Origin of the sequence: Pseudomonas sp. KU26590 (assembly GCF_026153515.1) — a bacterium.
Classification (GTDB): domain Bacteria; phylum Pseudomonadota; class Gammaproteobacteria; order Pseudomonadales; family Pseudomonadaceae; genus Aquipseudomonas.
Map to the genome: position 1 here is coordinate 5,248,727 of NZ_CP110644.1, position 14,751 is coordinate 5,263,477.

9 protein-coding genes and 1 pseudogene are annotated in these 14,751 nt (G+C 57.4%); 5 read left to right on the plus strand and 5 right to left on the minus strand.

Features of this window, described 5'->3' with window-relative positions:
• The first annotated feature begins 35 nt into the window (after nt 1-35).
• The 5 genes and pseudogenes from OKW98_RS23330 to OKW98_RS23350 all read left to right on the plus strand — a co-directional run bounded on the left by OKW98_RS23330 (nt 36) and on the right by OKW98_RS23350 (nt 6,207).
• Nucleotides 36-608, plus strand: coding sequence for a hypothetical protein (locus OKW98_RS23330; RefSeq protein WP_265386857.1), 573 nt, complete (start codon nt 36-38; stop codon nt 606-608).
• A gap of 19 nt (nt 609-627) precedes the next feature.
• Complete coding sequence (locus OKW98_RS23335; RefSeq protein ID WP_265386858.1) at nt 628-1,644, plus strand: SMP-30/gluconolactonase/LRE family protein; 1,017 nt, start codon at nt 628-630, stop codon at nt 1,642-1,644.
• A gap of 1,277 nt (nt 1,645-2,921) precedes the next feature.
• Nucleotides 2,922-4,022: pseudogene (locus tag OKW98_RS27700) on the plus strand (methyl-accepting chemotaxis protein); the annotation flags it as partial.
• A 279-nt stretch (nt 4,023-4,301) separates the two neighbouring features.
• Complete coding sequence (locus tag OKW98_RS23345) at nt 4,302-4,730, plus strand: hypothetical protein (protein WP_265386860.1); 429 nt, start codon at nt 4,302-4,304, stop codon at nt 4,728-4,730.
• A gap of 379 nt (nt 4,731-5,109) precedes the next feature.
• The gene (locus OKW98_RS23350; RefSeq protein ID WP_265386861.1) at nt 5,110-6,207 is read left to right on the plus strand and encodes a hypothetical protein; all 1,098 of its coding nucleotides are present in this window, start codon (nt 5,110-5,112) and stop codon (nt 6,205-6,207) included.
• Between the two features lie 49 nt (nt 6,208-6,256).
• On the opposite strand, the gene OKW98_RS23355 is transcribed toward OKW98_RS23350, so the two are convergent.
• The 5 genes from OKW98_RS23355 to OKW98_RS23375 all read right to left on the minus strand — a co-directional run bounded on the left by OKW98_RS23355 (nt 6,257) and on the right by OKW98_RS23375 (nt 14,739).
• Nucleotides 6,257-8,440, minus strand: a complete 2,184-nt coding sequence (locus OKW98_RS23355) for an ornithine decarboxylase (RefSeq protein WP_265386862.1) — start codon at nt 8,438-8,440, stop codon at nt 6,257-6,259.
• A gap of 105 nt (nt 8,441-8,545) precedes the next feature.
• Nucleotides 8,546-9,751 carry an acetate/propionate family kinase gene (locus tag OKW98_RS23360; RefSeq protein ID WP_265386863.1) on the minus strand — a complete coding sequence of 402 codons (1,206 nt, stop codon included), beginning with the start codon at nt 9,749-9,751 and terminating at the stop codon, nt 8,546-8,548.
• Nucleotides 9,752-10,105: 354 nt separating this feature from the next.
• Entirely contained in the window at nt 10,106-11,134 is a 1,029-nt protein-coding gene (locus OKW98_RS23365; RefSeq protein ID WP_265386864.1) for a class I fructose-bisphosphate aldolase, read from the minus strand.
• 10 nt (nt 11,135-11,144) lie between these two features.
• Nucleotides 11,145-12,179 (minus strand): alcohol dehydrogenase AdhP, encoded by a 1,035-nt coding sequence (gene adhP / locus OKW98_RS23370; protein WP_265386865.1) that lies wholly within the window; start codon nt 12,177-12,179, stop codon nt 11,145-11,147.
• A 55-nt stretch (nt 12,180-12,234) separates the two neighbouring features.
• The gene (locus OKW98_RS23375) at nt 12,235-14,739 is read right to left on the minus strand and encodes a phosphoketolase (RefSeq protein ID WP_265386866.1); all 2,505 of its coding nucleotides are present in this window, start codon (nt 14,737-14,739) and stop codon (nt 12,235-12,237) included.
• Between the last annotated feature and the right edge of the window lie 12 nt (nt 14,740-14,751).

Genomic DNA, 14,751 nt, shown 5'->3' on the forward strand with positions numbered 1-14,751 from the left:
TTAATTCGGAACGTTTACATAGATGGAGTATTTTGATGAAACCTCTGTATCCACTAGCGTTGGCATGCGCAGCCGTATGCGCTGGTACAGGCAGCGCCAATGCCACTGTAGGGTCGGTATCCAAAGAGTCTTCGCAAACAACGAACAGCAATGGTCAACTTCAACCGCCTATTTCATATGCCACGCTGTGGGCCGACGAGAAAGGCGCTACACATGTGGGCCACTGCCGCATTGAGGGCCTGGAATTCAAGAGCTATGCACCTCCGGCCGCGCCGCAATGGATCGGCGTCTCACCTGATGATATTGAGAGCATCGCCTACGCCGTGTTACCCCCCGGTTATGTCGGCAGCTGGCACCACGCGCCTGGGCCACAGTGGGTAATTACCCTGCAGGGCAAATGGTCTGTTGAAACCACCGACGGCACCGTGCTTGTCCAAGGTCCTGGGGAGATGCAATTCAATGCCGACACCCGGTCTCGACCTCGTCCTGATGACGAGCGTGTCGGCCACCTCACCCGTACGGTGGGTGATGAGCCCAATGTGCAACTAATTATCAAGTTGAAACCGGGTGCGGCTGACAAACGCACCAACGGCAGCTGTTCCTACTAATTTCATACAGACCCATGCCATGAGCCCGACCTTGCGAAAACTTTTTATGCGCCCATCTTCGTGGCTACTGAGCAGTGCGCTTCTGACCGCACCCCATGCAGGGGCAACCGGCGCTGTCGCACCTGTCCAGCAAGTCGTCTCCGACCCGGAGTTCAGCCAACTGGTTGCCGCCGGGGCTCGCGTCGAGCTGCTGACCGATCAAGCGAAGTGGGCCGAAGGCCCGCTTTGCCTAGCCGATGGCCATGTCATATGGAGCGACATCAAATCCAACAAGGTCAACAACTGGCAGGTGAGGACCGGCGTGTCCACTTGGCTGGAACCGGCTGACTATCAAAATGGACATACACTTGACGGTCAAGGTCTTGTGGTCGCAGCCTCTCATGGCAAGCGCGGCATTGTGCGACAGGAAAGTAACGGTGAGTGGCGTACGCTGGTAGATACCTACCAAGGTAAGCGCTTGAACAGCCCGAACGATGTGGTGGCGGATAAAAACGGCAATTTGTGGTTTTCGGATCCCACCTTTGGGGTGCTAAGCAAGAGTGAAGGTAACGGCGGCACACCGGAGCAAGGCGGTGAGTTTCTATATCGCTACGGCCCGGACACCGGCCAGATCACCCGTCTCGACACGCCCGAAGTCCATTCGCCCAATGGCTTGGCCTTCTCCCCAGATCAGCAACTGCTGTATGTGGCTGACTCTCAGTTGGCGCATGATTTCACCAACAAGAACCTCGCGCACCGCATCATGGTGTATCAGGTCCGCGATCGCCACCTGATCAACGGCAAGTTGTTCGCCAACATCGAGTCCGGCATTCCTGACGGTATCAAAGTGGACGCACTCGGGAACGTGTGGAGCAGCAGTAAAGAAGGGATTCAGGTGTTTTCGTCTGCGGGGAAGCTGCTGGGCAAACTGCTGGTGGATGCCAAGGACACGAGTAACCTGACGTTCTGCTCAAGTGCACAGGGAAGCTGGATTTATGTTACGGCTGCCAACAATGTGCTCAGGGTAGAGGTGGCGAAGCGGGTTATCGGACACTAATGACTGTGTGTCCGACACGTTGATCCCGAGCGTTCAGCAGCTGCAGCCATTTCAACGCCAGGCCGCCTCGGCCCAAAAAACTTTAAATCTCGCAGCAAGGGCAATGCAAAGTCTTTATGAAATCAACGGCAAGCTACATAAAGCATACGCGTCACGTTTATAGGACTGGAATATAGGAACATTACGGTTGCGGGGCACTGGGCAGCGTGCGATGTCGGCATTGTGAAACTCGCAATGCCGGCCGCGATAAGTGAAAGCAATTCCCACTGGAAACGTAGAATAATAAAGGCTGACCAATGCTGCCTGCCGCCAGTGTTAAAAAAAGAAAGAACATTAATGCATAGATGCTGGAGCAGATACCGCTCATCTACTTGTAGCGTAAAGCGATCTAGCTAACTTAATACCGACCGATGTATACACTGTCCGGGCACACATCGTGATGCCCAAGTATTAATTAAGGCAGCAGAATGATAAGGCTTTTCGATAGTTTTTTTTACAATGCCAAGATCAAGCCCAAGCTGATTACCGGCTTTGGCCTGCTTATTGTGCTTTCGCTGGCGATAGCCTATGTAGGGTGGCAAGGCAACCAGTCGTTGAGCCGTCGATACGACAGGCTCGCTGACATAGCCAAACTCAACGAGTTGACTCGTGACTTAAAAATCGCCTATGCGGTAGCCAACCGTCAGCAACAGTTTCCAGACGCTAATAACTGGCAAGAGACGGCAGAAAAACTGAGGGCTCACACCGCTTATTTACCTTCAGTATTCATCTCAGCAATAAACGCACCCTTGGTCATAAAAGCAAAAGAAGCTGCCAGTGATTATACAGACAGCCTTGCCCGTTATCTGAGCACCGCCAAGGTCCTCGAGGCGGAGCGAGCAACGCTGCGTTCGCTATATGAAGGTATGGTCCCTCCAGTGCAGATTTCAGCTGCTGCGCCGACCGCGCCGGTCGACAAAAGCTCTGGCAATAGCGTAAATGCCTTTCCGCTGCGCTATGCCGAGATGCTCTCTGATTTGAGAGCTTATATAACGACCGCCAGCGCAGCCGATGAGCGCCGTCTTCGTGAGTCAATGAGAACTGTGCAAGCGGGGCTGGGGCAGACAAATGATGCGGGAGCAGCATCGCATATCCCTTCTGTGATCAATCCAGCTATCGCAGGGCTGGAGACGCAATTACTGAAAATGTCGGACAGCCTGGATTCATTGGCCCCGATTCGGCAGACCCTCGAAAGCGACTTGGAAAAGGTCTCGAAAGTCTGCGCCACCCTGTACATCAACCAAAATAACTTCCGCATGGCCGATGTGGCTTGGGTTGAACAGTCGCTAATTTTTTCTACGCTTCTGGCTTTTATCATGGGTGTCGCTGCAGCGCTCATCCTATATAAGCTCATTACAACGCCCTTGTTTAGACTTATTGCTTCAGTGCGACGCGTGGCGGCGGGTGACTTGACAGAGCGGGTGGATATAACGCGCCGTGATGAGTTTGGTCAAGTGCAGGTCGGCCTGCAAGAAATGACAGTCAATTTGCACGCTCTGGTGGCTGAGTTGCGCGACGGCGTGACCCAAATCGCCAGCGCTGCCGAGGAGTTGTCTGTGGTAACAGACCAGACCAGCGCTGGTGTCACTGGACAGAAAGTTGAAACGGACATGGTTGCGGCTGCCATGCACGAGATGACGTCGACGGTGGACGAGGTTGCCCGCAATGCGCAAGCGGGCTCGACCGCAGCGATCAGTGCGGCTAAAGAATCGAGGGAGGGGGATCAGATTGTGAAAGACGTTGTTGAGACGATGGCACAGTTGGCAGAAAAGATGACGGACTGCACAGGCGCCATGGAACATCTAAAACACCAAAGCAACCAAATCGGCGGAGTTTTGGTAGTCATAAAGTCTGTCGCTCAACAGACGAACCTACTCGCTTTGAACGCAGCGATTGAAGCAGCTCGCGCAGGAGAGTTGGGGCGAGGATTTGCCGTAGTGGCGGAAGAAGTTAGAGGCCTGGCTCAGCGCACCCACACTTCTACAGAAGAGATAGAGCAACTTATTACGCAATTACATCAAAGCACTGAGGACGTAGCCACCATTCTGTATACCACCAGAACGCTCAGTCACAATAGCGTGGAGCTCACTCACCAGGCGGGCGTATCGCTGAACCATATCAGTCACTCGGTCAGTTCTATAGAAGAAATGAACCAGCAGATTGCCGCAGCAGCAGAGCAACAGGCAACAGTGGCAGAGGATATTAACCGTAGCATCGTCAATGTCCGCGCCATCTCGGACCAGACGGCTGAAGCCAGTCACGAAACAGCGGCGTCCAGCGCCGAACTGGCTAGGCTAGGCGTTCACTTGCAAACACTGGTTTCACGATTCAAGCTATAGGAAATTTTTATATAAGACATGAAGTCTACGCCGCCTGCTGCTTATCACAGAAAATCGCTATTTTTCCAGATTATATCGTCAGAAACCTACCCGCGCTAATGGTACAGGGGTCCCCAGCCGCAGCCTAAGCAAGGGACCGCTGCCCGTAATAGTCATTAACATCTTTTGACCTGGAAAGTTACCCATGGACAGATCAATTGAAACGAACCGACCCATCGATCCTGTCTGAACCTGAAGTAACGGCGTCGACAGATTTTTCCAACATCAAAAAGAACTTATATGAATAGCCTATCAAGCATGTCCAAAACCCTTAATATTCGTACCTCTGAATCGACGGCCATTGGCACGGTTTCGTCCAAGAATGATAGCGAAACCGCAGTGGAGAGCAGCGAAACCAATCAGACGAAAGCCTCGGCTTCCGGCAGTACCGGAGATACTGGGAGTAGCAGCAATTCATCAAGTGCCATCGAGCAGTTGAAGAAGCAAATTGCCGAGCTGCAAAAGCAACTTCAGCAGCAACGGCAAGCCTTGGCTAAGGCGCAAGCAAGTCGGCAAGACGAGCAAGCTAACGCTGCGTCCGTGGGAGCAGCTCAATCACAGGTGGCGGCGACCTCTTCTGCTCTAGAGACAGCAACGGCCTCTTTGCTTCAACTGGTACAAAATTCCGGTGGAAGCACTTCAGGTTCGATGGTCAGTACGACAGCCTGAGAGGGACAGGTCCGCAAAGTGCCGTTCTTTACCTGTAGAACCCCTATACACAGGAGGCTTTCTCAGCCATTAGCCGCTACCGGGTGAGCAAGCCCCGCCATCCTACTGCCGCTGCCCAGCTCGACGTCTAGACTTAAGTGGTACTGGTTTTTCCATTGCCTCCCCCTCTGGAATGTGAGAGCGAGGGAGTTGGGAGTTTTCGATGGCCCATACGATTCTCTTAACTGGTAACAACTGCAGTTAGAGGATGCCAAGGCGGTAGCCCAGTTCCTCTTTCTGCAAAAAAGAAGGAAGGTGCCTCGGACCAATGGGTTGGGACGACGGAACCAAAGCGGCTCAGGGGCCACACAAGCCCTATAGAATCCAGAGCGGGTGACGTATGTCGATGAAAGTGGCAGGACCTGTTGATCAGGGCGTTGGCTTGCAAAGCAATGATTTTGGCTCGCCGCAAAGGCGTTTCGCTGATCAACGGCAAGCGGGCGGAGGAATCGATTTCGGTAGTTCGCCCGGTGCCGGTGCGCAATCGGTGAACTTTGGGGGGACTTCGGCGCAGATCAGTGACAGCCGTGTGACCTCAGGCGAGCGCGGGGCCAACTCCACCGATCAAGACCTTGCTGCATCGGTACGTAACCTGGTCGAGCAGATAATGCAGGCGCTCGCACAATTCATGCAGCAAAACCGGAGCGATACGGGCGCGTCCTCCCAAGGTAACGGCAGCTCGCCCCAAGGCAAGTCGGCGGCAGTCTCCCAGCCTGGCCAGCCGATGACTGAAAACGCTGCGTCTCAACAGGCAGCTGCGCCAGGCGTGGCCCAAGCATCATCAGCGGGGCCTCAGGCATCCACATCTGCGACAGACACTCTGGCTGCATCCAAGCCCGCAGCCGCGCCTGAGCCCGTAGGCAAGAATAGCGCGGTAGGCGACGCCGCCACCGCTGGCAGTGGCCCTTACTCGCTCAATATCACCAATACTCAAGACCATGCGATAAAGATTGGTCAGTTCGACAAAAATGAAAAGCTGGTAGGTGAATTGTCACTGGAGCCTGGGCAAAAAGGGACCATGAAGTACGAGGCAGACACGACGGGCCTGCTCAAACAGGCTGACGCGCAGGGCAACTACAAGCCTGATGCGAGCCGCCTTGAGTTCTACAACGGCTTCATCAATACCAGCGACATTGATGGCCGCAACGCTGCGATTCATGCCACCGATGGCAAAGGTTTTGAAGTGGGCGACAAGCAAAGTATTGCTGACAAAGCCCCTGACAGCATCACTACGCTCGACTCCGCCGGGAACAAGACCATCGCCGGATGGTACGACGGGTCCACGGACAAGATGAAGCAGGGGGGCGAGTTCCTGACCAACGAGCTGGGCACTGGAATGACCTATCAGCATCCGAATGACGACACCCTGGGCCAAGGCAGCAACCCTATGCGGCACACTGACTCGATGTCCCTGGACGTGGTGTTCGGCAAGGCGTGAGGTGTTATCAAGGGGCTATGCGGGATGCCGCCTGTTCGCCGGGTGATGCTTATGGCCTGATGACATGGCCGTAGGCCCGGATGCGGCCGTCTTCCTCGGTGCGCAGGTAAACCCCCTGAAGCTCGGGGTTGAATCCCGGAAAACGGTTGATCACATCCTGGAGCGCCAGGAAATAGTCGAGCACTGCGCCGCCCCAGATTTCGCCCGGCACGACACACAGCACCCCTGGGGGATAAGGCAGTGCGCCTTCTGCAGCCACGCGTCCACGCGCCTCTTCCAGAGGGATCAGCTCTACCCTGCCCCGCACGAACTCAAGGTTGGCTTCCCGCGGGTCCATGGCGACGACGGGCATACCGGCCTTACGGAACATGTCTTTCTGTAACTGCTTGACGTCGTGGTGTGCGTACAGCGAATGCATTTCCTGGCACAACTGACGAATACTGTAATCGTGGTAGCGCGCCAAGTGCGCGTTGTAGACGCCCGGAAGCACCACTGCCAAGGGTGCGTCGTCCTTGATGAAGCGTTCGAAACGGCCGATCTGCGCCACCAGATGCTCCATTTTTGCCTTGCCTTCGGCAGGCGTAAGCAGAAACAGAATGGTGTTGAGGTCGTTCTTCTCCGGGATGATTTCGTACTGGCGCAGGAAAGTCGCCAGGACCCCGGCGTGAATGCCGAAGTCCATGTACTGGCCTGTCTCTGCATCAATACCGGGCGTTGTGAACAGCAACTTGCAGGGATCAATGAAATATTGATTCTCGGTATAGCCTTCGAATGCGTGCCAACGCTCCCCAGGGTGGTAGCGGAAAAACTTCAGGTCTTTGGCGATTTCGTCGGTGGGGTAATCCTGCCAGTAGCGGCCATCGATCGTGGGAGGAACGAATGGCTTGACCAGAGTGCAGTTGTCCAGCATCAGCTTGCGCGCCTCGATGCCGGCTCGAACACATTCGTCCCACAATCGATGACCACTACGACCACTGTGCATGCGGGCGTTGACATCCAGGCAAGCGAACAACGGGTAGAACGGGCTAGTCGATGCCTGGGCCATGAAGGCGTTGTTCAGGCGCAAGTGATTGCAGTACCGCGCCTGCCCCTTGATGTGGCGATCCTTCTTATGAATCTGCGAGGCTTGAGAGAAGCCTGCCTGCTGCTTATGAATGGACTGGGTAACAAAAATTCCGGGATCGTCCGCGCCCAACTCCAACAGCAACGGCGAGCAATCTCTCATCATCGGAATGAACTGCTCGTAGCCCAACCAGGCTGAGTCGAACAGAATGTAGTCACACAAATGACCAATGCGGTCGATGACTTGTCGGGCGTTGTAGACCGTACCGTCGTAGGTGCCCAATTGAATGATTGCGAGTCGGAACGGCCGTTCATCATCGGCCTTGGCGGGGGCGACCAGTCGCAGTTGCTCACGCAGGTAAGCTTCTTCGAAACAATGCGAATCAATCCCTCCGATGAGGCCATAGGGGTTACGGGCGGTTTCCAGATAAAGCGGTGTCGCCCCTGCCTGAAACAACGCGCCCTGGTGAATAGACTTATGGTTGTTTCGATCGAACAGGACGACGTCGCCAGGGGTGAGCAGCGCTTGAGTGACCACCTTGTTGGAGGTCGACGTGCCGTTGAGGACGAAGTAAGTCTTGTCGGCATTGAAGACCCTTGCGGCATGTTTTTGCGCTTCCAGTGCCGCGCCCTCATGGATCAGCAGATCGCCCATTTCAACGTCCGCATTACAGCGGTCGGCTCGAAACAGCGCTTCTCCAAAGAAATCAAAAAACTGCCGACCCGCCGGATGCTTGCGAAAGAACTGACCGCCCTGGTGGCCCGGGCAGGCGAAGGTTGAATTACCGCGTTCGACATAGTGTTTGAGCGCGCCGAAAAACGGGGGCAACAAGGCCTCTTCGTACAACGACGCCGCTCGCTCCAGCTTGTGGCCATAAAACTCGGCATTATCGGCCCCCAGATCAAATACTCCGCTGATCTGCAGCAGTACCTTTTCGATGTCGGCGATGGCTTCGCGCGTTAACTCATCGTGCTGCTCTACCGCAAAAAAGACCGGGATGTCGAAACCTGATCGACTGATATCGTCCACCCGACCCTCCCGCCAGTCAGCCGCCGTGACCACCACCGCAGCGATGTCGGTCAAGTCGGTGGCACTAAAGGCCACGACTTCGCGGTCCGTGAGAAAGCTGGTTCGAGCGCCAGGGCTTGCGGCGATTTTCAGTCTGTTCATGGCGTTGATCCTTTCGGTAGACAATACAGCGGCCAGGAAAGCGCTCGGCCCAGGCATCGTTGAATGCGCAAGTCGTGCCCTTCGCAGGTTCCGTGAACGATGATTTCAAGCGCCGCCGTGCAGTAACCCCAAGGCATGGCGGGCGATGACAGCGTTCTCGTCCGTGGGGATTACCCATGCCGAGACACGGCTGCCAACTGAAGACAGTCGTGCTATAGGCTCAGCCGGATCAGACCCGTTGTGCTCCAGGCCAAGCCAGGCGCAGCCCTCAATAATGGCGTTGCGCACCTGCACCGAGTGCTCGCCGATGCCGCCGGTGAAGACCAGTGCATCCACGCCGCCCAGTACAGCGGCCAGGCTGCCTATTTCACGAACCACGCTGCGCACGAACAACCTGATGGCGTCTTTAGCCTCCGGGGCCTGACTGGCAGAAAGTGCGCGCATGTCACTGCCGATTCCACCGGACACACCGAGCAATCCGCACTGGTGATACAGCATGTGTTCCAACGCCTGCGCGGTCATGCCGCGCTCGCGCAGCAGGTAAAGCAAAAGCCCGGGATCAAGTCGTCCAGGGCGCGTCCCCATCAGCACGCCGTCCAGCGTGCTAAAGCCCATCGTCGTAGCGCGGCTGACCCGGTCCTGCATGGCGCAAAGGCTTGCGCCGTTACCCAGGTGAGCGACGATCGTCCGTCCATTGGCTGCTCGCTGATCGTACTCAGGGAGTACGCTGGCGATGTACTCGTACGACAAGCCGTGAAAGCCGTAGCGGCGAAGGCCTTGTTCGGTCAGCGCCAAAGGCAGTCCGAAGCGCGTTTCAAGAGGGTCCAGGCTCTGGTGAAACGCCGTATCGAAACAGGCGAACTGTGGAATGTCTGGATGTTCGCGCGTCAGGTACCTGATCGGTGCCAGGCATATCGGCTGATGCAAGGGAGCAACCGGGATAAGCGCGTTCATCTCATCCATTATCGAGGCATTGATGCGCATGGCCACTTCGCGGCGGTTCCCGCCGTGAACGATCCGGTGCGCGGCGGCGCAAATCTCGCCGCCCATGTGACGTTCGATCCAGTCCATCAGATTGAACAGTGTTCCGCTGTCGGGTGAAGAATCGTTACGCGGCCATTCTTCGCGTTTTTGCGCGTCGTGGCTGCTGTGACAGAAGATCAAACGCTCGGTGTCTTCACGCACCTCGAAGGTGCCATTGCCAACGCACTGCAGGCCCACCGCAGTTTCGGCTGCGTCGTACAACGAGAACTTGATGCTGGAGGACCCCGCGTTGAGGACCAGGAGCAAAGCCAACGGTTGATCGTTCATTTTGCGCTCCGGTAATGACTCGAAATCCGTTTGAGCGTGGTTCCGATCAAGACGAATCAAGTGGCGTCAGTCTGATCCGCCCCGCAGAGGCGGTATTGATCTGGATCAGAAAGCCGCAACGGCCTGGCGCATTTGGAGTGGGGTCCCCGAGCATTGGCAGGCTCAGGTTCTGATATCAACGGTGATCGTCTCAGTCTCCCAATAGCCGCTGGGGCCACAGTGGCGGGCGACGCGACGCGCCATCTGACGGCTGAATCGCAATATCCGTGTGGCCGGTGTGCTGTCGAGATTTCGTCCATGGCGTCTCACCCTGCCTGATCAGATAAAGGCTCAAAGCCAGGCGCGGAGTCGCGTTCATCCCCTCAGCGCTTCAAGATCGGCATCGTATTCACCGCGGCACGCGGCGTGGTTGCACCTGAGCCGGTGCAGCAAGGCCTGTTGGGCTTTCTTCACATTGTCGGGATCACCCTTCCATATCTCCATCGCCGGTTGCTGAATAGCCCTGGCAAACGAAAACGCCAGCGCCCAAGGCAGCTGTGACGTGAACCTCGCATTCATGTCATTCAATCGGGCAGAAGCCAGCTCTGCCGTCTGCCCCCCTGACAAGAAAACGATCCCCGGTACTGCCGCGGGTACGGTTCGCAGGAGACAACTGACGGTGGCTTCACTGACGTCGCTCACGCTTGCCGGTGTGGTGCAGGCAAGGCCGGGAAGTACCATGTTAGGTTTGAGCAACATCCCTTCCAGAAGCACCCGCTGGACATGCAGCTGTTCAAAGACTGAACGTAGAACCTCCTGCGTCACGGCGGCGCACTGCGTCAGCGTCTGGTCACCGTCCATCAACACTTCTGGCTCGATGATCGGGACCAGCCCTGCCTCCTGACATAACGCCGCATACCGGGCCAACGCATGGGCATTGGCCTGGATGCAGCCATGGCTGGGAATATCGGGGCCTGGCGTCATCACCGCACGCCACTTGGCAAACCGCGCGCCCTGTTTTACGTACGCCTGAAGCCGACTGCGCAACCCGTCCAGACCCTCGGTGATTTTCTCGCCAGGATGCCCCGCCAACTCTGTTGCGCCCATGTCCACCTTGATGCCGGGCATCACACCCGCGTCATTCAGGGCCTGGGTGAACGGGATACCGTCATGGGTCACCTGACGAATGGTTTCATCGTAGAGAATCGCACCGTTGATGTACTCGCCAAGGGTCGGCGTGGTCACAAGAAGCTCTCGATAGGCACGCCGGGCATCATCCGTCTGAGGTATACCCAACGAAGCGAAACGTCGGTTACAGGTCGGGGTGCTTTCATCCATGGCCAGCAATCCCTTGCCTCCCTTGACCAACGCCTTGGCGGTTTCTTTCAGGGCTTGGGTGTTCATGCTCACTCCTTCAGCGCGTGCTGAAATCGATCACGACGCGCGACGGCACATCGCCGTGTTCAAGTCGTTCGAACACCTGATTGATCGCCGACAGCGGCTGTAATTCGATATCAGCCCGGACCTTGCCTTGAGCGGCGAACGCCAGCGCTTCAGCCATGTCCTGTCGATTGCCGACGAACGAGCCACGCACGGTGATGCAGTTGGCAACCACATCAAACAGCGGTATCGGGAACTCTCCCGGCGGCAGCCCCACCAGCACGCAGGTCCCATGCTTGCGCGTCATGCCGACACCTTGCGTGAAAGCGCTGAGTGACGGCGCAGTGATCAACACACCATGGGCGCCCCCACCGGTGGCCTCTTTCACCGATTCGACCGCATTACCCTTCAGGGCATTGACCACAGCGTCGGCGCCCAGCCGGGTGGCGTGAGCCAGTTTGCCGTCGTCGATATCAACCGCACACACCCGCAGCCCCATGGCCTTGGCGTACTGCACCGCAAGATGCCCAAGCCCGCCTACACCCGAAATGGCAATCCATTGGCCCGGCCTGACGGAGGCTTCCTTGATGCCTTTGTAGGACGTGAGCCCGGCGCAAATGATCGGCGCGGCATCACGTGGGTCCAGGCCCGGCGGGATGTGAGCGACGTAGTCCGGGTCGGCCAGGATGTACTCGGCGAATCCGCCGTTCTGGGTGTACCCGCCAAACTGCGCACTGGCACAGACTGTCTCCCACGCGCTCAAGCAGTATTCGCAGTGTCCACACGCCGAGTAGAGCCATGGCACACCGACACGCTCGCCCTCTTGCACGCTGGTCACCCCTGCCCCAATGGCGACCACCACGCCGATGCCTTCGTGGCCGGGGATGAAGGGTGGCGAAGGCTTGACCGGCCAGTCGCCTCGCGCGGCGTGCAGGTCGGTATGACACACACCACAGGCCTCCGTCTTGATCAATATCTGGCCAGGCCCGGGCTCGGGGATGTCCATTTGACGCAGTACCAAAGGCTTGCCGAAGGCTTCAACCACGGCGGCCTGCATTTTACCTTTCATGGGGATGCTCCTTGTTAGATTGAAACCAGGGCGTCATCTGGGTAGATAACGGCCATCAGGCGTCGGTGAAGGTCTGATCTCTGACGTGCCCCTGCGCCAGGGGCGGCGGCGTTTCTGGGTCGGTGAAGTCGGTTGTCCAGTGCCAGTTGCGAATTTCCGGCAAGTCTTCAAAGTGCTCGCGAATCCAGACGTGATGCCGGTGCAACTGGCTCTCGAAAAAGCGAATCGCCTCCTGACTTTGCTCGCGCAGGCGTGGCACGTGACCCAATGCATCGATCGCCAGTTGATAACGACTCATGTTGTTGAGCACCACCATGTCGAACGGCGTCGTCGTGGTGCCTCGGTCACTGAAGCCGCGCACGTGAAAGCGCGCTTCGTTGGCACGCCCGTGGACCATGGAGTGGATCACCCACCTTGAGCCATGAAAGGCGAACATCACCGGCACGTCGTGAGTGAACAGCGCTTCGAACGAAAGTGTGTCCATGCCGTGAGGCCGATCTTGCGGCGCACTGAGAATGCCCAGGTCCACGACGTTGACCAGCCTGACTCGAATCCCGGGAACGTGCTTCTGTAACAGCCAGCTGGCCGCGACCGCTTCTGTGGTCGGCACATCGCCTGCGCAGGCCAACACCACGTCAGGTTTCTGTGCGTGGTCGTTGCTCGCGAAAGGCCAGATCGATGCGCCCTGGGAGCAATGCTTGAGCGCGGCATCGAAATCCAGCCATTGAAATTCCGGCTGTTTGCCGCAGGTCACGACGTTGATGTAGTTGCGGCTGCGCAGACAGTGGTCGAAAACATTGACCAGGCAGTTGGAATCCGGCGGGTAATACACGCGAACCACGTCCGAGCGGCGTTGCAGGACGTTATCGACAAAGCCGGTGGACTGGTGACTGAAGCCGTTGTGGTCGTTGCGCCAGGCATGGCTGGTGATCAGGATATTCAGCGACGCCAGCGGGCGACGCCACGCAAATTCCTTGCTTTGCTGCAGCCACTTGGCGTGTTGGGTCACCATGGAGTCAACCACCTGAGCGAACGCCTCATAGGTGGACCACATGCCATGTCGGCCGGTCAACAGATAGCCTTCCAGCCAACCTTCACACAGATGTTCGCTGAGCACTTCCATGACTCGCCCTTCAGCGGACAGATGATCGTCGATCGACAGGCAGGGTCCGGGGGCCAGGCGATCGCCCGCCTCGAATACTGCATTGAGGCGGTTGGAGTTGGTTTCGTCGGGACCGAACACGCGGAAGTCATGGGGGTTGTAGCGCATTACGTCACGCAGGTATTCGCCCAGCTTGCGGGGCGCTTCGGCCACGACTTGACCGGGAGCCGGCACCTCCAGCCCATACTCGGCAAAGTTCGGAAGATCCAGCGCCACCAGCCTTCGTCCGCCGTTCACATACGAAACCGCGCCCATGCGCAAATCCGAAGGTGGCGTCAGGGCCTGTAGTTCAGGCAATAGCGACCCTGCCTCGCTGAACAGCGAATCCACCCCGTAACTGCGCATCCAGGCTTCAAGCTGCTGAAGATGCTCCGCGTTGTTTCTGACGTTCGCCAAGGGAACCTGATGTGCCCGGAACGTACCCTCTACCGGCAGACCGTCAACCACTTTAGGCCCTGTCCAACCTTTGGGGCTGCGCAGGATGATCATCGGCCAGCGGGTACGAACCGCGCCTGCAGCGTTTCTGGCCTGAGCCTGTATGCGCAGAATCTCGTCGTGACAGGTGTCCAGTGCTGCCGCAAATCGCTGGTGCATGCCGGGCAAGTCATCGCCGGCCACGATCAACGGCTCGTAGCCGCGTCCTCGATACAGGCTGATCAAGTCCTCATCAGCGAATCGGGCTTCTACCGTCGGCCCGGAAATCTTGTAGCCATTGAGGTGCAGGATCGGCAGCACCGCGCCGTCGCGACGCGGATTGAGAAAGTGAATGCTTTTCCAGCTGCCTTCCAATGGGCAGGTTTCTGCCTCGCCGTCACCGATGACGCAGGCCACCAGCAGATCCGGATTGTCGAACACCGCGCCGAACGCGTGCAGCAGCGAGTAACCCAGTTCGCCGCCTTCGTGCAGTGAGTTGGGCGTGTGCGGTCCACAATGGCTGGGTATGCCGCCCGGTGTGGAAAAGCTGCGAAACAAGCGCAGCATTCCGACCTCATCGCAACCGATCTCCGGGTGAACCTCGGTGTAAGTGCCCTCAAGCCAGGCGCAGGCATTCATGGTCGGCCCCCCGTGCCCCGGCCCGGAAATAAACACCACCTGCGCGTTGCGCTGGCTGATCAGCCGGTTCAGGTGCACGTAGATGAAGTTCTGCCCGACCGACGTGCCCCAATGCCCCAGCAATCTGGGTTTTATGTGCTCGGGCAGCAACGGTTCGCGCAGCAAGGCATTGGCCTGCAGGTAAATCTGCCCGACGCAGAGATAATTCGCCGCGCCCCAGTATCGATGCAGACGTGACAGCAGTTCTGCGCTCAGTGGCCCGATCTGGTCAGCCTGCGCAGCCACCTCAACTGAGGGTCCGCTTGCACGTTCTGCGCTGGAAAGTTCTGCATTGAAACGATACATGGTGACTCCATT

What these genes read in the sequence shown, in the direction of transcription:
- OKW98_RS23330 (WP_265386857.1), top strand. Translation starts at nt 36, where the DNA reads ATGAAACCTCTGTATCCACTAGCGTTGGCATGCGCAGCCGTATGCGCT.
- OKW98_RS23335 (WP_265386858.1), top strand. Translation starts at nt 628, where the DNA reads ATGAGCCCGACCTTGCGAAAACTTTTTATGCGCCCATCTTCGTGGCTA.
- OKW98_RS23345 (WP_265386860.1), top strand. Translation starts at nt 4,302, where the DNA reads ATGAATAGCCTATCAAGCATGTCCAAAACCCTTAATATTCGTACCTCT.
- OKW98_RS23350 (WP_265386861.1), top strand. Translation starts at nt 5,110, where the DNA reads ATGTCGATGAAAGTGGCAGGACCTGTTGATCAGGGCGTTGGCTTGCAA.
- OKW98_RS23355 (WP_265386862.1), bottom strand. Translation starts at nt 8,440, where the DNA reads ATGAACAGACTGAAAATCGCCGCAAGCCCTGGCGCTCGAACCAGCTTT.
- OKW98_RS23360 (WP_265386863.1), bottom strand. Translation starts at nt 9,751, where the DNA reads ATGAACGATCAACCGTTGGCTTTGCTCCTGGTCCTCAACGCGGGGTCC.
- OKW98_RS23365 (WP_265386864.1), bottom strand. Translation starts at nt 11,134, where the DNA reads ATGAACACCCAAGCCCTGAAAGAAACCGCCAAGGCGTTGGTCAAGGGA.
- adhP (WP_265386865.1), bottom strand. Translation starts at nt 12,179, where the DNA reads ATGAAAGGTAAAATGCAGGCCGCCGTGGTTGAAGCCTTCGGCAAGCCT.
- OKW98_RS23375 (WP_265386866.1), bottom strand. Translation starts at nt 14,739, where the DNA reads ATGTATCGTTTCAATGCAGAACTTTCCAGCGCAGAACGTGCAAGCGGA.